This is a genomic window from Nocardioides glacieisoli, from assembly GCF_004137245.1.
GTDB classification, from domain to species: Bacteria; Actinomycetota; Actinomycetes; order Propionibacteriales; family Nocardioidaceae; genus Nocardioides; species Nocardioides glacieisoli.
The window spans coordinates 803,345-823,313 of the sequence record NZ_SDWS01000001.1 but is presented as its reverse complement, the minus strand read 5'-3'; the positions used below and the strand labels follow the sequence as shown (position 1 = coordinate 823,313).

Below are 19,969 nucleotides of genomic sequence, written 5' to 3'. Positions count from 1 at the left end.
ACATCCCCCGACAAAAAACGAAACTGACATGTTGTCAGAATCATTGTCAAAGAAACCATCAACACCAACCGCAACCCGAAGGCCACAAACCAGTGTCGACGGGGCATTACAAACTAATTCGTCGACTAATCAAACACACTGTTGAGTTCTCAAAAATCAGACGCACCCGATCCTCGCCGGCTGGGCCGGTCCGGTCGCGGGGCAACCTGCAGAAACTTACCGGGCGCTCCACGCGTGAGTCAAACTCGCGGGCTTCGTGCTCGGCGGTCGCGCCAGGTTTCCGCTTCAGCTGACCTTCTGGCCAGGAGGCGGCGCCACTTGCGGCGACAAGAAGAACTGTAGACCCTCCCTGCGGGGGGTGACAAACCGGGGTGCCTCCTAGCACGAAACCGCAGGTCAGGAGCGTGCTGACCGACGAGGCGCCGCCGGCCGGTAGGTGCTCACCGTTGGGTCCCCGGTGATCCAGAACCGCCACGGACGGTCGGCTGCATGCCGGAGACCCACCCGCGGCCCGGAGCTGATCTGGACCACCGGCTCCCCCGGCGCCAGCGCGGGGCGTACGCCGTTGTCGTCGAGGTCGATCCCGAGCGCGCGGCACAGCCGCGCCGGACCCCGGGCCAGGTCACGGTCGCTGCTCCCCGGACGGCGCTCCCGCGCGACCACGTGGCCGGCGACCACCTCTCCTGCCCGCAGCAGCACCGCGCCGGGGTCCCCGTCGGGACCCGTGACGAGGTTCGCGCAGTGGTGCATGCCGTAGACGAAGTAGACGTAGAGGTGGCCGGGCGGACCGAACATCACGCTGTTGCGCTCGGTCCGACCGCGGTGGGCGTGGGAGCCGGGGTCGGCAGGGCCGGCGTACGCCTCCACCTCGGTCAGCCGCACGGAGACGCCGCCGTGGGTGAGGACGGTGCCCAGAAGTCGCGGCGCGACCTCGAGCGGGTCGCCCTCAGCCCAGTCGCCCACGGTGCCCGGAGGTCGCCGTCCGGAGCTCGTCGAGCTGCTCGCGCACCCGGACCGGTGCGGTGCCACCGCGGCCCGACCGCGAGGCGACCGACCCCTCGACCGTGAGCACCGAGCGGACCTCGGGCGTCAGGTGGGGTGAGATCGAGGCGAGCTGCTCGTCGGTGAGGTCGGGCAGGTCGCAGCCGAGCTCCTCGCAACGGCGTACGCACGCACCGGCCAGCTCGTGCGCGTCACGGAACGGCACGCCCTCGCGCACGAGCCACTCGGCGACGTCGGTGGCCAGTGAGAAGCCCTGCGGCGCGAGCTCGGCCATCCGGGCGGTGTTGAAGGTGAGCGTGGCGACCATCCCGGTGAACGCCGGCAGCAGCACCTCGAGCGTCTGCACCGAGTCGAAGACCGGCTCCTTGTCCTCCTGGAGGTCGCGGTTGTAGGCCAGCGGCAGTGCCTTGAGCGTGGCCAGGAGGCCGGACAGGTTGCCGATGAGGCGACCCGCCTTGCCGCGGGCGAGCTCGGCGATGTCGGGGTTCTTCTTCTGCGGCATGATGCTCGACCCCGTCGACCATGAGTCGTGCAACGTCACGAAGTCGAACTCCCGGGTCGACCAGACGGTGACCTCCTCGGCGAGCCGGCTCACGTCGACGCCGACCTGAGCGAGGACGAAGGCGAGCTCGGCGACGAAGTCGCGGGCCGCGGTGCCGTCGATCGAGTTCGCCGTCGAGCCGGTGAAGCCGAGCTCGGAGGCCACCAGCTCCGGGTCGAGGCCGAGGCTGGAACCGGCCAGCGCCCCGGAGCCGTACGGGGAGTCGGCGGACACCCGGCGACGCCAGTCGTCGAGCCGGTCGAGGTCGCGCACCAGCGGCCAGGCGTGGGCCAGCAGGTGGTGGGCGAGCAGCACCGGCTGGGCGTGCTGCAGGTGCGTGCGCCCCGGCATGATCGCGTGGAGGTGCTGCTCGGCCTGCGTGGCGAGGGCGTCGACGAGGTCGGCGACCAGTCGCGAGACCACGAGCGAGTGGTCGAGCAGGAAGGCACGGAAGAGCGTGGCGATCTGGTCGTTGCGGCTCCGACCCGCGCGCAGGCGGCCGCCGACGTCGGGGCCGACCTCCTCGAGGAGCAGCCGCTCGAGGGCGCCGTGGACGTCCTCGTCGGTCGGCTCCGGCACGAGCTCGCCGTCGGTGAACCGCTGGGCGAGGACGTCGAGACCGCGGTGGATCTCGGCCTCCTGCTCCCCCGTCAGGTAGCCGGCGGCCGCGAGCGCCTTGGCGTGCGCGTGCGAGCCCGCGATGTCGTAGAGCGCGAGCTGCCAGTCGAAGTGCGTCGAACGCGACAGGTCCTGCAGCTCGGGCGACGGTCCGCTCGCGAACCGGCCGCCCCAGAGGGAGCCCTCGTTGGTGGTGCCGGGTGTGCCTGCCATCAGTCGGTCCCGAACTCCATCGCTGCGGCGTCGAGTGCGCTGTCGTCCTCCGACTCGGAACGAGCGGAGGGGTTGTCGGTGATCCTGTCGTAGCCGCCCGCCTCGATGGCTCCGAACAGCGTCCCGTGCTCGACCAGCACCTGGCCCTGGTCGAGCGGCTGGGCGGCGTACATCTCGAGCTTGGCCCGCGAGTCGGCGATGTCGAGGTTGCGCATCGTCAGCTGGCCGATGCGGTCGGTGGGGCCGAAGGCGGCGTTGTCGGTGCGCTCCATCGACAGCTTGTCGGGGTGGTAGGAGAACGCCGGTCCGCTGGTGCTGACGATCGAGTAGTCCTCGCCGCGGCGCAGCCGCAGCGTGACCTCGCCGGTGACGAGCGAGGCGATCCAGCGCTGGATCGACTCGCGGATCATCAGCGCCTGCGGGTCGAGCCACCGGCCCTCGTAGAGCAGGCGGCCGAGCTTGCGGCCCTCGTTGTGGTACTGCGCGACGGTGTCCTCGTTGTGGATCGCGTTGACGAGGCGCTCGTAGGCGATGAAGAGCAGCGCCATCGCGGGCGCCTCGTAGATGCCGCGCGACTTCGCCTCGATGATCCGGTTCTCGATCTGGTCGGACATGCCCAGCCCGTGGCGGCCACCGATCACGTTGGCCTCGTGGACGAGCGTGACCGGGTCGTCGTACCCGATGCCGTTGATCGCGACCGGACGCCCCTGGTCGAAGCGGATCGTCACGTCCTCGGTCTCGATCGCGACTGCGGGGTCCCAGAACTTCACGCCCATGATCGGCTCGACCGTCTCGAGCGAGACGTCGAGGTGCTCGAGGGTCTTGGCCTCGTGGGTGGCGCCCCAGATGTTGGCGTCGGTGGAGTACGCCTTCTCCTGGCTGTCGCGGTAGGGCAGGTTGTTCTCGGTCAGCCAGGCGCTCATCTCGTGCCGGCCGCCGAGCTCCGTGACGAAGTCGGCGTCGAGCCACGGCTTGTAGATGCGCAGGTCGGGGTTGGCGAGCAGCCCGTAGCGGTAGAACCGCTCGATGTCGTTGCCCTTGAAGGTCGAGCCGTCGCCCCAGATGTTGACGCCGTCGTCGTGCATCGCGCGGACGAGCATGGTGCCGGTGACCGCACGCCCGAGCGGCGTGGTGTTGAAGTAGATGCGACCGCCGGACCGGATGTGGAAGGCGCCGCAGGCGATCGCCGCAAGCCCCTCCTCGACCAGCTGCGACTTGCAGTCGACCGCGCGCGCCAGCTCGGCGCCGTACTGCATCGCCCGGGACGGCACGCCGGAGATGTCGGGCTCGTCGTACTGACCGATGTCGGCGGTGTAGGTGCACGGCACCGCCCCCTTGGCGCGCATCCAGGCGACCGCGACGGAGGTGTCGAGGCCCCCGGAGAACGCGATGCCGACGCGCTCGCCGACGGGGAGGGAGGTGAGGACCTTGCTCACGAGGTGGTGTCCTTGTCTTCTGCCGGGTTGTCCGGGCTGGAGGGCGTGTGGTGGTTGGCCAGGTCGAGGAAGCGCTGCGCGAGGGCGTCGCCGCCGAGCGGGTCGCGACCGATGACCAGGAGGGTGTCGTCGCCGGCGATGGTGCCGAGGACGTCGCCGAGGTCGGCCTTGTCGAAGGCGCTGGCGAGGAACTGGGCGGCACCCGGGGGCGTCCGCAGCACGACGAGGTTGGCGCTCGCCTCGGCGCTGACGAGGAGGTCGGCGCACAACCGGGCGAGGCGGTCGCGACCGGCCGCGCTGTCGCGGGGGCCGACGACGGACCGGTCGCCACCCTCCCCCGGGACGGCGTAGACGAGGGCGCCGTCCGCAGCGCGCACCTTGACGGCGTCGAGCTCGACGAGGTCGCGGCTCAGGGTCGCCTGGGTGACGTGCACGCCGTGGTCGCCGAGCAGGTCGGCGAGCTCGGTCTGCGAGCGCACCGGGTGGGCGGTGACGATGTCGACGATGCGCTGGTGGCGGGCGCCCTTCGTCAGGGGCGTCATCGCTGTCATGCGGGGTCCCCGCGGCGTTGTTCGGGGGAGCGCAGCGGCGGAGAGGAACGTCGTGGGGTGCTCATGAGTGCTCCAGGAGCCAGGTGAGCACGGCCTTCTGCGCGTGCCGGCGGTTCTCCGCCTCGTCCCAGACCACCGACTGCGGGCCCTCGAGCACCGAGTCGGCGATCTCCTTGCCGCGGTAGGCGGGCAGGCAGTGCATGACGATGGCCTCCGGTTCGGCGTGGGCGAGCAGCTCCTCGGTGACACCGTAGGGCGGGAAGATCCACAGCCGGTCGGCAGACTCCTCCTCGCGGCCCATGCTGACCCACGAGTCGGTGATCACGACCTCGGCGCCGGTCGCCGCCTCGACCGGGTCGTCGGTGAGCTCGATCGAGCCGCCGGTGTCCTGAGCGATCTCGCGGGCCCTGGCGACCACGTCCGCGTCGGGCGAGAAGCCGTCGGGCGCACCGATCACGACGTGCATCCCGGCGCTCGCGCCGGCGAGGACCCATGAGTTGCCCATGTTGCAGGCGCCGTCCCCGACGAACGCGGCGCGGACGCCGGCGAGACGCCCGGTGCGCTCGCGCACGGTCTGGAGGTCGGCGAGGAGCTGGCACGGGTGGAACTCGTCGGTGAGTGCGTTGAGCACGGGTACGCCGGCGAACTCGGCCATGGTCACGACGTCGCTCTGGTGGGCGGTCCGCCACACGATCGCCGCGGCCTGGCGACCGAGGACGCGGGCGACGTCCTCGACGCCCTCGCGCGAGCCCATCGCGGCGAGCCCGCCGTCGACGGTCATCGGGTTGCCGCCCAGCTCGGCGATCCCGGCCGCGAACGAGACCTGCGTGCGCAGGGTCGGGCGGTCGAAGACGAGCGCGACGGTGCGCGGGCCCACCAGCGGCTTGTGGTCGAAGGGCTCGGCCTTCATCCGGTCGGCCAGGTCGAGGACCTCCAGCAGCTCGGACGGCGACAGGTCGTCGTCGCGGAGGAAGTGGCGGGTCATGGGCTTGTCTCCTGGGCTACGGCGCGGGCGGTGTCGAGGATTGCGGGGAGGGCTGCGTCGAGGGCGTCGAGGTCGGCCTCGGTGATGACGAGCGGCGGGACGAAGCGCAGCCGCGTCGGGCCGGTGGCGTTGAGGATGAAGCCGACGGCGCGAGCGGCGGCGACGGCGTGCGGCGCGTAGGGCCCGTCGAGCTCGGCGCCGCGCATCAGGCCGGCGCCGGTGACGTCGACGACGCCGGTCTGCTGCGCGAGCAGGCCGGCGAGCTGTTCGCCGCGGGCGTGGGTCGCCGCGACCAGGTCGTCGGCGGCGATCGTGTCGAGGACGGCGAGCGCGGCCGCGCAGGCGACCGGGTTGCCCCCGAAGGTCGTGCCGTGGTTGCCGGGCTGGAGCAGCGTCGCAGCAGCCCCTCGGGCGACCGTGGCGCCGATCGGGATGCCCCCACCGAGCCCCTTGGCGAGCGTCACGACATCGGGGCGTACGCCGTCGAGGAGCTGGTGGGCGAACCACGCACCCGTCCGCGCGATCCCGGTCTGCACCTCGTCGAGCCACAGCAGCGCACCGTGGTCGTGGGCGATGCGCTGGGCGGCGGCGAGGTAGTCGGGCGCGGGCACGACGACTCCGGCCTCCCCCTGGATCGGCTCGAGGACGATCGCGGCGACGGTCTCGTCGACGGCGGCCTCGAGCGCGGCCACGTCGTCGTACGGCACGAAGGTGACCTCGCCGGGCAGCGGTGCGAACGGCTCGCGGTAGGCGGCCTTGGAGGTGAGCGCGAGCGCGCCCATCGTGCGGCCGTGGAACGAGCCCTCCGCCGCGACGATCCGCGTCCGGCCGGTGCGCCGGGTGAGCTTGAGCGCGGCCTCGTTGGCCTCGGCGCCGGAGTTGCTGAAGAACACCCGGGCGTCGTCGTCCCAGCCGAGGAGCGCGACCAGCCGCTCCGCGAGCGAGACCTGGGGCTCGGTGGCGAAGAAGTTGGAGACGTGGCCGAGGGTCGAGAGCTGGGTGGTCACCGCCGCCACCAGCGCGGGGTGCGCGTGACCGAGGGCGTTGACGGCGATGCCGGCCAGCAGGTCGACGTACTCGTTGCCGTCGGCGTCCCAGACGTGGGCGCCCTCTCCCCGCGTGAGGGCGAGGACGGGCGGGCCGAAGGTGTTCATGACCGCGCCGGCGTAGCGGTCCTGGATCGCGCTCATGTCGGGTCCTCCGCCTTCGGGTAGGGCTTGCGCAGCTTGGTGGCGGCGCCCGGCAGCACCTGGGTGCCGACGCCCTCGTCGGTGAAGATCTCGAGCAGCACGGCGTGCGGCTCCCGGCCGTCGACGACCGTCGCGCGCGGCACTCCCCCGACGACCGCCTCGTAGCAGGCGCGCATCTTGGGGATCATCCCCGCGTCGAGGGTCGGCAGCATCTCGCCGAGGGCTTCGGGGCTGATCTCCTGGATGAGGTCGTCGGACTTGCCGTAGTCGCGGTAGAGGCCCTCGACGTCGGTGAGGACCATCAGCTTCTCGGCGCCCAGCGCGACCGCGAGGGCTGCAGCCGCGGTGTCGGCGTTGACGTTGTGCACCTGGCCGTTGGCGTCGGGGGCCACCGAGCTGACGACCGGCACCCGACCTGCCTCGATGAGGTCGAGGACGGCCTCGGGACGGACCTCGGCGACCTCGCCGACGAGGCCGAGGTCGACCTCCTCGCCGTCGATCACCGTGTTGGTGCGCTCCGCGGTGAACAGGCCGGCGTCCTCGCCGGACAGCCCGACCGCGAGGGCGCCGTGCTGGTTGATGAGGCCGACGAGCTCGCGCTGGACCTGCCCGACGAGCACCATCCGGACGACGTCCATCGCCTCGGGCGTGGTCACCCGCAGGCCGCCACGGAACTCGGACTCGATGCCGAGCCGGTCGAGCATCTTCGAGATCTGCGGGCCGCCGCCGTGGACGACGACCGGCTTGAAGCCGGCGAACCGGAGGAACGCGATGTCCTCGGCGAAGGCGACCTTGAGGGCCTCGTCGGTCATCGCGTTGCCGCCGTACTTCACCACGATCGTCTGGCCGTGGTAGCGCTTGAGCCACGGCAGGGCCGCCGCGAGCGTGCGCGCCTTGGCAGGGTCGGGGCGCGTCGGGCCGGGAGTGGGCACGGGGTCTTGTCCGGTCTCGATCATGAGCTGTAGGCGCTGTTCTCGTGGACGTAGGCGTGGGTCAGGTCGTTGGTCCAGACGGTCGCGCGGGCGTCGCCGGACTTGAGGTCGATGGTCACGCTGACCTCGCGGCCGGTGAGGTCGACGGTGGCCGGGTCCTCCGCAGGCGTCGACTGCCGGCAGACCCAGACGCCGTTCATCGCGACGTCGAGGTCGGCGGGGTCGAACTCCGCGTCGGTGGTGCCGATGGAGGCCAGGACGCGGCCCCAGTTGGGGTCGTTGCCGAAGACGGCGGCCTTGAAGAGGTTGCTGCGGGCCACGCTGCGGCTCACCTCGACCGCCTCGTCCTCCGAGGCGGCGTGGAGGGTGGTGATCGCGATCTCGTGGTCGGCGCCCTCGGCGTCCTTGAGCAGCTGCATGGCGAGGTCGGTGCAGGCCTGGGTCAGCGCGGCGGTGAAGTCCTCCGGCGTCGGCGTGATGCCGCTGGCTCCGCTGGCCATGACCGTCACGGTGTCGTTGGTCGACATGCAGCCGTCGGAGTCGAGCCGGTCGAAGCTCACCCGCGTCGAGGCGCGCAGTGCGGCGTCGAGCTCGGCGGCCGGGACGACGGCGTCGGTGGTGATGACGACGAGCATGGTGGCGAGCGCGGGTGCGAGCATCCCGGCGCCCTTGGCCATCCCGCCGATCGACCAGCCGGCGCCCTCGACGACGACGGTCTTGCTGACCGAGTCGGTGGTCATGATCGCCTCGGCGGCGTCCAGTCCCCCGTCGGCGGACAGCGCGGCGGTGGCGGCGTGGACGCCCGCGAGCAGGTCGTCGCGGTCGTTGGCGAGGCCGATGAGGCCGGTGGAGCAGACGACGACGTCGATCGCGCCGATGCCGAGGCCGCCGGCGACCTGCTCGGCCACCGCGTGCGTGGTCTGGAAGCCCTCCGGGCCGGTGTAGCAGTTGGCGCCACCGGAGTTGAGGACGACGGCCTTGACGGTGCCGTCCTTGACGACCTCCTGGCTCCAGAGGACCGGGTTGGCCTTGCAGCGGTTGGCGGTGAAGACGGTGGCGGAGTCGAAGGTGGGGCCGTGGTTGACGACGAGGGCGAGGTCCTTGGCGCCGGTGGACTTGAGCCCGGCGGCGACGCCGGCGGCGGTGAAGCCCTTCGGGGTGGTGGTGGTCATGGTGCGAGTCCGATCGTGGAGAGCCCGGTGGCCTCGTCGAGGCCCAGGGCGAGGTTCATGCACTGGACGGCGGCTCCGGCGGTGCCCTTGGCGAGGTTGTCGACCACGGCCACCGCCACGAGACGTCGTACGCGCTCGTCCACGGCGACCTGCACCTGCACGGCGTTGGAGCCGAGCACGGACTGGGTCTGCGGCCACTGGCCCTCGGGCAGCAGGTGCACGAACGGCTCGGGGTCGTACGCCGATGCGTAGGCGTCGCGGACTCCCCCGAGGTCGACACCGTCACGCAGCGGCGCCTGCACGGTGGCGAGGATCCCGCGCGCCATCGGCACGAGGAGCGGCGTGAAGCCGACCTGCACCGGTGCGCCGTGGACGGCGCTGAGGTTCTGGACGATCTCGGGGGTGTGTCGGTGCGTGCCGCCGACGCCGTAGGCGCTCGCGTTGCCCATCACCTCGCTGCCGAGCAGGTGCGGCTTGGCCGCCTTGCCCGCGCCGCTGGTCCCGGACGCCGCGACGACCGTGACGTCGGGCTCGACCAGGCCCGCAGCGATCGCCGGGACGATGGCGAGGGTGGAGACCGTCGGGTAGCAGCCGGGGACGGCGATCCGCTTCGCGCCGCGGAGGAGCTCGCGCTGGCCGGGCAGCTCGGGGAGGCCGTAGGGCCAGGAGCCGGCGTGCGCGCCGCCGTAGAACGCGGTCCACTCCCCCGGGTCGGTCAGCCGGAAGTCGGCACCGCAGTCGACGACGACGGTGTCGTCCCCGAGCGCCTGCGCGATGGCGGCGGACTGGCCATGAGGCAGGCCGAGGAACACGACGTCGTGTCCGGACAGGGTCTCGATCGTGGTGTCGACGAGCACCCGGTCGGCGAGCGGCAGCAGGTGCGGCTGGAGGGCGCCGAGCCGCTCGCCCGCGTTGGAGCCGGCCGTCAGCGCGCCGATCTCGACGTCGGGGTGCCCGAGCAGCAGGCGCAGGACCTCGCCCCCGGCGTACCCACTGGCTCCGGCGACGGCGACTGACACGGTCATGTGCATGACTATACAAGTTCGTGCATGAATCACATACTCGGGTGGGCTGGACCGCTTCCGCCCTCCGGTCAGAGGTCTGGGCACCCCGGCGCTGTCGTCACTAGGCTCGCAGGCCATGACGACCCTGGTGAGCGGTGCCGCCGGCTTCGTCGGATCGGCCGCGTGCGGTGCACTCGCCAGGGCAGGCCACGAGGTGCACGCACTCGTCCGCCCGGGCACCTCGACTCGCCGGCTGGTGGGTCTGCCCGTCGAGGTCCACCGCGTCGACCTGCACGACCGGACCGCGCTCACCGACGTCGTGGCGCGCGTGGGTCCACGCGTGGTGGTCCATGCCGCGGCGTCCGCGGGCCACGGCGCCGGTGACCGGGACTCGCTGTGGCTCGACACCGTCCAGGCGACGGTGCGCCTGCTCGACGCGCTGGACACGGCACCGCCGGCACGCGTCGTCCACGTCGCCAGCTCGACCGAGTACGCGCCGTCGCCCCGAGCGTTGCGGGAGGACGACCCCCGTCCGCCCGAGTGCCCGCGGGGCGCTGCCAAGGCCGCTGCCTGGCTGGCCGTGCGCGAGTGGGCCGGGTCGCGGGGCGTCGGGGTGACCGCGCTGCGCCTGTTCCGGGTCTACGGACCCCACGAGCCGGAGGGGCGCCTGGTCCCGGCCATCCTGCGCGCACTGGACGACGGCACCCCCGTGCCCCTGCCGTCGGGGCCGGTGGGCCGCGACTGGGTGCACGTCGACGACGTCGCCGAGGCGTGCGTCAGGGCCACCCGTGACGTCGTCGCCACCCAGGTGCTCAACGTGGGTCGGGGGGTCTCCCTGCCGCCCGAGGCGGTGGTGGCGGCCTTCGGTGACGCCGCCGGTCGTGAGGTGCCCGTCCTCCCGGGAGCTTGGGACCGCCGCGCGATCGACGTCGAGCACTGGCGCGCCGACCTCACCGCCCTGGAAGCCGCCTGGGGCTGGCGCCCCGGCATCGACCTGCCGTCCGGAGCGGAGCTGACCCTCCGGGCCCACCGGGGCGAGCGGGTGGGCGCGTGACGGGCACGGTCCACGCGCACGACCACGGCGCCTCGTCGCGCCTGGCCCGCATGGAGGGCGACCACTTCTGGTTCGCGGGACGCGACCGGCTCGTCCACGAGCTGCTCGACCGGCACCCGGTCGAGCCGGACGGCGTCGTCGTCGACCTCGGTTCCGGGACGGGCCGCTTCGCGCGCCGACTCGCCGCCGCCGGCCGGGCCGTCGTCGCCGTCGACCGGTCGCCGGGCCGCGACGGACCGGTGGGTGCGACGGTCGCCGCCGACGGCGAGCGGCTCCCCCTCGCCGACGGCTCGGTGGCGACGGTCCTGGCGCGCGACGTCCTCGAGCACCTGGACGACGTGGCCGCGCTCGGGGAGTGCGCCCGTGTGCTGCGGCCCGGCGGGCTGCTGGTGGTGCTGGTTCCGGCCTGGCCGGTGCTGTGGAGCGACCGCGACGAGCGGGCCGGGCACCTGCGCCGCTACCGGGGCCGCGGTCTGCGTGCGCTGGTCGAGTCGGCGGGGTTCACCGTCGTGGAGCAGCGCGGCTACCAGTTCCTCCTCCTGCCGGCGATCGCGGCGAACCGCGTGGCCAGCAGCCGCTGGGGACCTCGGGTCGTCGACCGCGAGGAGACCCCACCCGTCTGGCTCAACCGGCTCCTCACCTCCGTGAACACCTGGGAGGCGGGGCTCGCCCGACGACGGTGGTCGAGGCCGCCCACAGGTTCCACGCTCGTGCTGGTGGCCCGGCGACAGGGGCGGCCATGACCTGCGAGCCCGTGCTCTTCCACACCAGTGAGCAGGTGCTCTCGTCGTTCGCCCGCGTCACCGACCCCGGGGGACTGCCGGCCGCCGTCGTCGTCGACTGGGAGGAGCGCGGCAAGGAGCGACGCCAGGCCCACGCCCGGATGGCCATCGGCCTGGTGCCCAGCCAGAGCCGCGACGACCCCGCAGCCCTGGCGCGCGTACGTCGACTCCTGCCGCAGGTGCCCGTCGTCTGCCGCGTCGACGGCCCGGGCGACCTCGCCGGCGTCGACGCCGCGATCGCGGGTGGCGCGGTGGAGGTGCTGCTGCCTATGGTCCGGCACGAGGACGAGGTGGACCGGGTCCTCGAGTGGGCCGACGGGCGCATCGGCGTGGGCGTCATGGTCGAGACCCGCGAGGCGGTCGACCGGGTCGACCAGCTGGTGGCCCGCCCGCTGAGCCGCGCCTACCTGGGCCTGGTGGACCTGGCCCTGGACCGGGGCACCACCTCGATCTTCTCGGCGTTCACGGACGGTGCCGTCGACCACGTCGCCTCGCACGTGGCAGGGACCACCGCGTTCGGGGTCGGCGGACTCACCCTTCCCGGTCACGGCGACCCGGTGCCGGTCGAGCTGCTGGCGGGCGAGATCCTGCGGGTCGGCAGCCACTTCTCGTTCCTGCGACGGTCGTTCCTCAGGCACCTCGCCTCGACGCCACCGGACGCGGGCATCCGCGCTGTCCGCGACATGCTGGCCGGGCTCTCCCGGCGTACGCCGGCCGAGGTCGAGCGCGACCGGGTCGCCTTCGGGGACCTCTGCCGCGGCGAGGTGCCCGCGTGAGCGGGGTCGGCGTCGTCGTGCCGATGCACGCCACGCGCGACTGCCTCGACGAGCTCCTGGCGAGGATTGCCGCCTGCGTGCCCGACGCGGAGGTGGTGCTGGTCGACGATGCGTGCCCGCAGGGCTCGGGCGCGGCCGTGCGCGCGCTCACCGGTCGGCTGCCGGCGGGCCTGCGGTGCCGACTCGTGACGGTCCGGCCCGGTGTGGGCCAGCACAGCGCCGTGCTGCTGGGACTGGCGGAGAGCACCTCGGCTGTCACCGTGGTGATGGATGCCGACCTCCAGGACCCCCCGGAGGCCATCCGCACCCTCGTGGACGCCCTCGCCGAGGGGTCCGCACCAGTGGTGGCCGCCGGTCGTCGGGGCAGCTACGAGGCGCGTGGCCGGCTCGCCAGTGGTCGGTGGCACCGTCGCGCCATGCACCTCGCCAGCGGCGGAAGGGTGCCGCGGGACGCGGGGATGTTCCTCGCCATGACCGCGTCGGCGCGGGACGCCGTGCTGGCCCTCGACGACCCCGTCGCGCCGCTCGTGCCGGCGCTCGCCCGGGCGGGCATCCCCCTCCGCACGGTCCCCGTGCAGCGCGCCCCGCGCACCTCGGGTGCGACGGCCACCACGAGCCGCGTCCGCGTGCGGACGTCGGTGCGGGGGCTGCTGACCGTCCTGCCGGTGCACCCCTTCGTCCGCAGCGTGCGTGCGCGCCGCTGGCAGCACCCCCACATCACCGTCACCGACATCGGAGGTCCGCCGTGACCAGCCACAACAGTGAGCAGATCGACTACTTCACCCACCGGCAGCTGCCGCGGATGACCGCCGACCGCAGCACCACGCCGTACACGCGGCGCCAGCTGCTTGCGGTGATGGAGGCGGCCGCGATCCGGCCGGGCGACCGGGTCCTCGACGTCGGGTGCGGGCTGGGCAAGTACACGATCGGGCTGGCCGCGGAGGGCGTCGACGTGCACGGCCTCGACCTCACTCCGGCACTCGTGGAGCAGCTGCACCGTGTCGCTCCGGAGATCCCCGCCGTCGTCGGAGATCTCGTCGACCCCGCCCCTGAGCTGCACGGGGCCTTCGACGTGGTCACCGGCTTCTTCGTCCTCCACCACATCGCGGACCTCGCGGGAGCGATGAAGGGCGTGCGGACCGTGCTCCGGCCCGGCGGCCGGATGGCGTTCTGCGAGCCCAACCCCCTCTTCCCGGGCTACTACGCGCAGATCACCCTGACGCCCGGGATGACCTGGCAGGGCGACGGCGGCATCCTCAAGATGCGTCACGGCCTCCTCAGCAAGGCCGCCGCAGGTGCCGGCCTGGAGGACTTTCGCACCACCCGCTTCGGGGCCTTCCCGCCCGCGTTGGCGAACCGCGCCCGCGGACGACAGGTCGAGTCATGGGTCGAGCGGGTGCCGGGGTGGGGCTGGGTCGCGGCCTTCCAGCTCTTCACCGCCCGCGCACGCTGACGTCGGCATCATCCGTGTCCACGGCGGTCGGGTGGGTCGCCCTCGGCCTCGTGCCCGTGCTCGTCGCGCTCGTGCGCCAGCGCAGGACCATGCCGGCCGTGCAGGACGAGGTGTGGTTCCTCCTCGTGGCGACCCGCCTGGCCCGTGGGCGGCGGCTCTACTCCGAGGTGTTCTACGGTGCCGGTCCGCTGCCTGTCTGGGGCGCGACGCTGCTGGTGCGGCTGCGCGGCGCCGGCCTGAAGACGCTGCGAACGTGCACCGCGACCGTGTTGGCGGCGACCACTGTCCTGCTGCTGGCGCTCGTCGCGCCTGCGGGCGGACCCGCGGTCGTGTGCACGGCCGTCGCCGTGGCCGGCCTGGTCCTGGCCCGGCCCCCTGACAACGCCTACGGCGTCTCCGCCCGGGTCGGCGTGGTGGTCTCGGTCGCGGCGCTCGCGGCGTCGGACCCCGACTTCGTCGGAGCGCGTGCCGCGGAGGGCGACCAGACCCTGGCCCTGGCGCTCGTGAGTGGGGCGGGCCTGGTGCTGGCCCTTTTCTCCAAGCACACGCTCGGAGCAGCCGCCGTGCTCACGGTGCTGCCGGGCTGGCTGGTGGTCTCCGGCCTTCGGTCGGCCGGCGTGGCGACCGGCATCACGGTCGTCGGTTCGGTTGCGGTGCTCGCCCTCATGGCTCGCCGCGGCGAGCTGCACGGGTTCGTCCGGCGCACGCTGACCGACAAGGGGGCCTACCTCAGCACGGGCCGCCTCACATTCACCGGCGAGGCCCATCGGCTGGCACGGTCTCGACCGGAGCTGTGGTGGATCGACCTGACGGCGTACGCCGTCACCGTGGTCGCGGCGGTGGGCTGCGTGGTTGCGGCCGCCATGCGCACCCCGGGTGCCGTGGAGGGTCTCTGCCTGGCAGCGGTGTCGGTGGCAGGCAACTACCCGCGCGCGAGCCCCTCGCACGTGCGGGCCGGAGCGGCACCGGCCCTGGCCGCCCTGGTCATCGTGCTCGCACCGGCCCCCACAGCGCTCGCCGTGGTCCTGGCGGCGCTCGCGGCCGTCGGTGGCCTCGGCCTGGTGGTCTCCTGGCGCCGACCGGGCCGGGCACCGGAGGTCGAGGTGGACGTGCTGGACGGCCTGCCGTTGCTCAGCCCCGTGTCGCCCCGGTCGCTGACCGACGGCCAGCGGGTGCGAGACACGGCCGGGCGTCGTGTCCTGGTCCTCCGCTCGGACGCGGCCCAGTGGTACCTCGCGCTCGACCTGCGGAACCCCACCCCCTACGACTACCCCCTCGCGTCGACCTTCGGACGTGCGGGACAGCAGGTCGTCGCCGCGCGGCTGTGTCGCAGCGACATCGAGTGGTGCCTGATGGCCCCGGCCGATGCGGGTCCGCTCACGCCGCACCTGCTCGAGGAGGCGGTGCGCTCGCGCATGGACCCGGTCCTCGACACCGCCCTCGGCGTCCTCTACCGCGCACGGCACCCGTGAGGCGTCCACTCGCCCGGAAAGTGACGCGCAACGGGCAACTCGAGCACCTACGGTTCTGGTGTGACCCGACTCCCCAGTGAGACCTACCTCGATCACCTCCGCACCGAGTCCGCACGTTTCCGCGAGGTCCTGACCGCGTGCGACCCGGCGGCGCGCGTGCCGTCGTGCCCCGACTGGAGCGCCGCCGACCTGCTGTGGCACCTCGCGACGGTGCAGCGGTGGTGGGCGGAGGTCGTGGCCGCCCGCCCGACCCGTCCCGAGGAGGTCGATCCCCCGCGCCCCGAGTCGTACGACGAGCTGCTGGCGACCTTCGACGAGTGGTCGGCCGAGCTCGCGCGGGTGCTCGAGGCCGCGGACCCGGCCGAGGAGGCGTGGAACTGGTCCGACGACCACACCGTGGGCTTCATCCTGCGCCGCCAGGCGCACGAAGCACTCATCCACCGCGTCGACGCCGAGCTGGCGGCGGGCGATCGCACCGACCTCGAACCGCTGCTGGCGAGCGACGGCGTGCACGAGTGCCTGGCCGTGATGTACGGCGGCTGCCCTCCCTGGGGGCGATGGGAGCCGGGTGAGGACCTCGTGCGGGTCGACGTGACTGACACGGGCGAGGAGTTCTGGGTGCGATTCGGCATCTTCTCCGGCACGGATCCCGAGAGCGGGACGACGTACGCCGACGAGGAGGACTTCCACGTCGTCGACGCTCCCGAGGACGACGCGGTCGAGCCCGACGTCGTCGTCGACGGCACCGCCGCGGCGCTCGACCTCTGGCTCTGGAGCCGGAGCGACGACGAGGAACTGTCGGTGGTCGGCGACGAGGCGGTCCTCGACCGGTTCCGGGCGATCGTGGGGTCGCCGATCAACTGACGCGCCGCCGCAACTTTTCCGGACCGGACGACGTCTCGACCTCACCACCACCCGACCGCGGAGGTCCCGCCATGAGCCACCCACGACGAGCAGCGGCCGCGGCCGTGATCGCGGTCCTCGGTGCCGCCTGTGTCGCGTTCGCGCCGACAGCGGACGCGAACACCACCACGTGCCACGGCGTGCCGGTGACGGTCGAGGGCGCTGTCGGCACCGAGGGCGATGACGTGATGCGGGCACCGCTCGACGCGTGGGAGGGGGTCGAGGGCCTGGGCGGCGACGACACCATCTGCCCGGTCGACGGCAGGCCCGGCTCGCGCGACCCGCAGTTCTTCGCGGACGCGGGTCCGGGCGACGACGTCGTCGTCTTCGAGGCGACCTACCCGGCGTCCGTGATCCTCGGCGCCGGGTCCGACCGCTTCATCGGCAACGACGTCGGCGCCTACGTCTACACGGGGGCGTCGGCGCCGATCTCCGGCGGAGTCGGCTACTTCGGGCAGACGGACTCCGAGGCGGACGTCGTCCTCGGCGGGGCGGGACGCGACTCGGTCTACTCCGGCGACACCGGGGGCTTCACCGCCAACCCCGACCGCATCGCGACCGGTGGCAGCAACGTCGACCTCGACAGCGTGTTCTACGCCGGCCGGATGACCCCGGACGGCGAGCTCGACAACGGGTCGTCCCGCGACCTGCTGTTCCTCGTGGGGTCGTGGGGCCCGGGTGAGCTGTCGATCGACAACGTCGCCGGCCGGGCCGAGCTGGCGGGCACGGAGGTGCTGCGCTGGTCGAGCGTGCGCCAGTTCGTCGTCGACGAACGCCCTGCAGCGCTGCGCTTCGTGGGCGGCCCGGCGCCGGAGCACCTCGCGGTCGGCGACTACCAGCTCGGCGCGCCCGGTGCACCGATGACGGTCGACGTCGTGACCCGCGGTGGGGGCGACTATGTCTCGCTCGCCGGGGCGCTGCGGGGTCGCATCCGGCTGGGCGGCGGGCACGACTCACTGGCGCTTGGAGGTGCGTGTGACCGTACGCGCGTCGACCTCGGATCGCACCTGGCGTGCTGGGAGGGAACGGAGCGCGCGCGCACCGACCTGTCGGGGCTCGACAGGATCCTCCTGCTCAGCCCCGACGTCACGGCGATCGGCACCGGGCGGGCCGACACGATCCACGCCCTCGGGAGGGGTTCTCGCGTCTTTGGCCGAGCCGGTCCGGATGACCTCGCCGCCCACCGACGCGACGGGGTGGTCCACGGCGGGAGCGGGCGGGACCGGTGCTCCGGCGCCGAGCAGCGCGGCTGCGAGCTGCCCCGATGAGCGGGTGCGAACGCCCGAATCGATTGCCGCTGCTTGGTTGAAGAGCGGCGCGAGCGCTGAGCACGAGCACTGGGCCTTGAGTCTCTCGGAGACTCAAGGCCCAGCGGCGCGTGAGGTGCGGGAGTCAGGCGCGCTGGACGGCGCCGGTGCGCTCGACGGCGAGGGCCACGGCGGCATCGCGCGCGGCGGCCGCCTCGCCCTCCTTGAGGGTCCGGTCGGGAGCGCGGAAGCGCAGGGCGTACGCCAGCGACTTCTTCCCCTCGCCGACCTGGTCGCCGGTGTACACGTCGAAGAGCCGGATCGACTCGAGCAGCTCGCCTGCGCCCTCGCGCAGCGCCGCCTCGACGTCGGCCGCCGGCACGGAGGCGTCGACGACAAGGGCGACGTCCTCCTTCGCGACGGGGTACGACGAGAAGGACGGCGCGGGCCGCAGGTGGACGGCCCGCTCGATGAGGAGGTCGAGGTCGACCTCGGCAGCGACGGTGCGCTTCGGCAGCCCGAACGCCTGGCAGACCCTCGGGTGCACCTCGCCGGCGTGACCGACGACCTCTCCGTCCACGGACAGCTCGGCGCACCGGCCGGGGTGCCACGGGGCCAGGTCGGCCGACGACGCCGTCACGTCGAGCCCGAGCGCGGCGGCGACCGACCGGACTTCCTCGATCGCGTCGGACCAGGTGACCGGACGAGCGGCTCCCCACCAACCACCGGAGACCGCGTCGCCTGCAGCGACGAGGGCCAGGTGGAGCGGCTGGGCGGGCAACGCCGCGTCGAGGGCGGCGAACTCGTCGTCGGTCGGGCGACGGTCCACGGGGAGGATCGCCGCCGGACCGGAGTGGCGAGGCAGCGTCACGGCGCCGGTCTCGAAGATCGCCAGGTCGACGTTGCCGTGGCCGACGTTCTTGCCGGCCGTGCGCAGCACGCCGGGGAGCAGCGTCGTGGTCATGAACGGCGCCTCCGCGCTGAGGGGGTTCGACAGCCGGAGCAGGTCGCGGCGCGCGTCGTCGGCAGGGAGGCCGAGGTCGTCGAGGTCGCTCGTGCCCACGAACGGGAAGGTCACGACCTCCACGAAGCCGTCGCCGGCCAGCGTGCGTCCGATGCGCCGGCGCAGCCGCTGGGAGTGCGTCAGGCCTCGTCCCGACGGAGGCGTCGGCAGGATCGACGGCACGTGGTCGTAGCCGACGAGCCGGATGACCTCCTCGGTGAGGTCCTGCGGGTCGGTCAGGTCGGGTCGCCACGGCGGAGGCGTCACCGTCAGCGTCCCCGAGCCCGAGACCTCGCACCCGACGGCGCGGAGGCAGTCGATGCTGCGCTCCTCGGTGATCGGCATGCCCGACACCCGGGCCGCCAGGTCGCCGGCCACCTCGATGACGGGCATGGCCGGCGGCGTCCCGACCACGGTCACCCCTGAGTCCGCGGTGCCGCCGCCGTGCTCGACGAGCAGCTCGACGACGCGGTCGGCCGCGGCCTCGCAGATCGTCGGGTCGACGCCGCGCTCGTTGCGCTTGCCGGCCTCGGAGGTGATCTTGTGGCGGCGGCCGGTGCGATACATCGACACGGCGTCCCAGTGGGCAGCCTCGACGAGGATCGACGTGGTCGTCCCCGACATCTCGGTGGTCTCGCCGCCCATCACGCCGCCGAGCCCGATGATCCCGGAGTCGTCGGTGACGACGAGGTCGGCCGGGTCGAGGGCACGATCGGTGCCGTCGAGGGTGGTGAGCCGCTCCCCGTCGCGCGCACGGCGTACGACGATCGCGCCCTGCACCTTGTCGGCGTCGTAGCCGTGGATCGGCCGGCCGGTCTCGAGCATCACGTAGTTGGTCACGTCGACGGCCAGCGAGATCGGCCGCATCCCGGCCGCGGTGATCCGCTGGACGATGTGGTCCGGCGTGGCTGCGGTCGGGTCGAAGCCGGTGACCTTGCGCGCCACGAAGACCGGGCAGCCGTCGGCGTCCTCGACGACGACCGGGTGGCCGTCGGCGTTGGGCGCGGGCGTGTCGCGGTCGGCAGGGTCGCGGAAGTTGCTCGCACCGTCGACCGAGACCAGCACCTCGCGGGCGATGCCCCGGATCGACAGCGCGTAGGCACGGTCGGGGTTGATCTCGAACTCGATGGTCTCCTCGTCGAGCCCCAGCACCGGGCGTACGTCGTCACCGGGCTGGCCTGCGTCGGCGGGCAGCACGATGATGCCGTCGTGGTCGTCGCCGAGACCCAGCTCGCGGGCGGAGCAGATCATCCCGGCCGACAGGTGTCCGTAGGTCTTGCGGGCGCCGATCTCGAAGCCACCGGGCAGCACGCCGCCGGGCAGCACCGTCGCGACGAGGTCGCCGGGCGCGAAGTTGTGTGCGCCGCAGACGATGCCCTGTGGCTCGCCGGTGCCGTTGGCGTCGCCGACGTCGACGGTGCACCAGTTGATGGTCTTGCCGTTCTTCTGCGGCTCGGGCTCCATCGTCAGCACGCGCCCGATCACCAGCGGGCCGGTGATGTCGCGCCCGGGGCTCACGACCGCCTCGAGCTTGAGGCCGGTCAGGGTGAGCCGGTCGGTGAGGTGCTCGGTCGTGGTGCCGGCGGGCACGTCGACGTGCTCGAGGATCCAGGAGAGGGGTGCCTTCATGATCAG

General features: G+C 72.9%; 18 protein-coding genes. 8 read left to right on the top strand and 10 right to left on the bottom strand.

Annotated elements, in window-relative coordinates; translation table 11 throughout:
* Positions 1-396: 396 nt before the first annotated feature.
* From EUA06_RS04110 to argC, 9 genes are all read right to left on the bottom strand, one after another.
* Positions 397-963, bottom strand: a complete 567-nt coding sequence (locus EUA06_RS04110) for a DNA-3-methyladenine glycosylase (protein WP_129473695.1) — start codon at positions 961-963, stop codon at positions 397-399.
* The gene (gene argH, locus EUA06_RS04105) at positions 947-2,374 is read right to left on the bottom strand and encodes an argininosuccinate lyase (RefSeq protein ID WP_129473694.1); all 1,428 of its coding nucleotides are present in this window, start codon (positions 2,372-2,374) and stop codon (positions 947-949) included. The genes EUA06_RS04110 and argH overlap by 17 nt, the downstream gene beginning before the upstream one ends.
* Complete coding sequence (gene argG, locus EUA06_RS04100; protein ID WP_129473693.1) at positions 2,374-3,810, bottom strand: argininosuccinate synthase; 1,437 nt, start codon at positions 3,808-3,810, stop codon at positions 2,374-2,376. The genes argH and argG overlap by 1 nt, the downstream gene beginning before the upstream one ends.
* Positions 3,807-4,361 carry an arginine repressor gene (locus tag EUA06_RS04095; RefSeq protein ID WP_129473692.1) on the bottom strand — a complete coding sequence of 185 codons (555 nt, stop codon included), beginning with the start codon at positions 4,359-4,361 and terminating at the stop codon, positions 3,807-3,809. Before EUA06_RS04095 ends, argG begins: the two co-directional genes overlap by 4 nt.
* Positions 4,362-4,422: 61 nt before the next feature.
* On the bottom strand, positions 4,423-5,346 hold the full coding sequence (gene argF, locus EUA06_RS04090; protein WP_129473691.1) for an ornithine carbamoyltransferase: 924 nt from the start codon (positions 5,344-5,346) through the stop codon (positions 4,423-4,425).
* Positions 5,343-6,536 (bottom strand): acetylornithine transaminase, encoded by a 1,194-nt coding sequence (locus EUA06_RS04085; RefSeq protein WP_129473690.1) that lies wholly within the window; start codon positions 6,534-6,536, stop codon positions 5,343-5,345. Before EUA06_RS04085 ends, argF begins: the two co-directional genes overlap by 4 nt.
* Positions 6,533-7,492 carry an acetylglutamate kinase gene (argB, locus tag EUA06_RS04080; RefSeq protein ID WP_129473689.1) on the bottom strand — a complete coding sequence of 320 codons (960 nt, stop codon included), beginning with the start codon at positions 7,490-7,492 and terminating at the stop codon, positions 6,533-6,535. Before argB ends, EUA06_RS04085 begins: the two co-directional genes overlap by 4 nt.
* Positions 7,489-8,640 carry a bifunctional glutamate N-acetyltransferase/amino-acid acetyltransferase ArgJ gene (gene argJ, locus EUA06_RS04075; protein WP_129473688.1) on the bottom strand — a complete coding sequence of 384 codons (1,152 nt, stop codon included), beginning with the start codon at positions 8,638-8,640 and terminating at the stop codon, positions 7,489-7,491. Before argJ ends, argB begins: the two co-directional genes overlap by 4 nt.
* On the bottom strand, positions 8,637-9,665 hold the full coding sequence (gene argC / locus EUA06_RS04070; RefSeq protein ID WP_129473687.1) for an N-acetyl-gamma-glutamyl-phosphate reductase: 1,029 nt from the start codon (positions 9,663-9,665) through the stop codon (positions 8,637-8,639). Before argC ends, argJ begins: the two co-directional genes overlap by 4 nt.
* Positions 9,666-9,780: 115 nt before the next feature.
* Between argC and EUA06_RS04065 the strand changes: the two genes are divergently transcribed.
* The 8 genes from EUA06_RS04065 (at position 9,781) to EUA06_RS04030 (ending at position 17,352) form a co-directional block, all read left to right on the top strand.
* Positions 9,781-10,698, top strand: a complete 918-nt coding sequence (locus EUA06_RS04065) for an NAD-dependent epimerase/dehydratase family protein (RefSeq protein WP_129473686.1) — start codon at positions 9,781-9,783, stop codon at positions 10,696-10,698.
* Positions 10,695-11,441, top strand: coding sequence for a class I SAM-dependent methyltransferase (locus EUA06_RS04060; RefSeq protein ID WP_129473685.1), 747 nt, complete (start codon positions 10,695-10,697; stop codon positions 11,439-11,441). The genes EUA06_RS04065 and EUA06_RS04060 overlap by 4 nt, the downstream gene beginning before the upstream one ends.
* Positions 11,438-12,256: an aldolase/citrate lyase/malate synthase family protein gene (locus EUA06_RS04055; protein WP_129473684.1), complete on the top strand. Its 819-nt coding sequence runs from the start codon at positions 11,438-11,440 to the stop codon at positions 12,254-12,256. The genes EUA06_RS04060 and EUA06_RS04055 overlap by 4 nt, the downstream gene beginning before the upstream one ends.
* The gene (locus EUA06_RS04050) at positions 12,253-13,005 is read left to right on the top strand and encodes a glycosyltransferase (protein ID WP_129473683.1); all 753 of its coding nucleotides are present in this window, start codon (positions 12,253-12,255) and stop codon (positions 13,003-13,005) included. Before EUA06_RS04055 ends, EUA06_RS04050 begins: the two co-directional genes overlap by 4 nt.
* Entirely contained in the window at positions 13,002-13,709 is a 708-nt protein-coding gene (locus EUA06_RS04045) for a class I SAM-dependent methyltransferase (protein WP_129473682.1), read from the top strand. Before EUA06_RS04050 ends, EUA06_RS04045 begins: the two co-directional genes overlap by 4 nt.
* A 14-nt stretch (positions 13,710-13,723) precedes the next feature.
* Entirely contained in the window at positions 13,724-15,181 is a 1,458-nt protein-coding gene (locus EUA06_RS04040; RefSeq protein WP_129473681.1) for a hypothetical protein, read from the top strand.
* A 60-nt stretch (positions 15,182-15,241) separates the two neighbouring features.
* Positions 15,242-16,045 carry a maleylpyruvate isomerase family mycothiol-dependent enzyme gene (locus tag EUA06_RS04035; RefSeq protein WP_129473680.1) on the top strand — a complete coding sequence of 268 codons (804 nt, stop codon included), beginning with the start codon at positions 15,242-15,244 and terminating at the stop codon, positions 16,043-16,045.
* Between the two features lie 71 nt (positions 16,046-16,116).
* Complete coding sequence (locus EUA06_RS04030) at positions 16,117-17,352, top strand: hypothetical protein (RefSeq protein WP_129473679.1); 1,236 nt, start codon at positions 16,117-16,119, stop codon at positions 17,350-17,352.
* 124 nt (positions 17,353-17,476) lie between these two features.
* Here the strand turns inward: EUA06_RS04030 and pheT are convergent, their stop codons facing one another.
* Entirely contained in the window at positions 17,477-19,963 is a 2,487-nt protein-coding gene (pheT, locus tag EUA06_RS04025; protein WP_129473678.1) for a phenylalanine--tRNA ligase subunit beta, read from the bottom strand.
* Positions 19,964-19,969 lie beyond the last annotated feature (6 nt).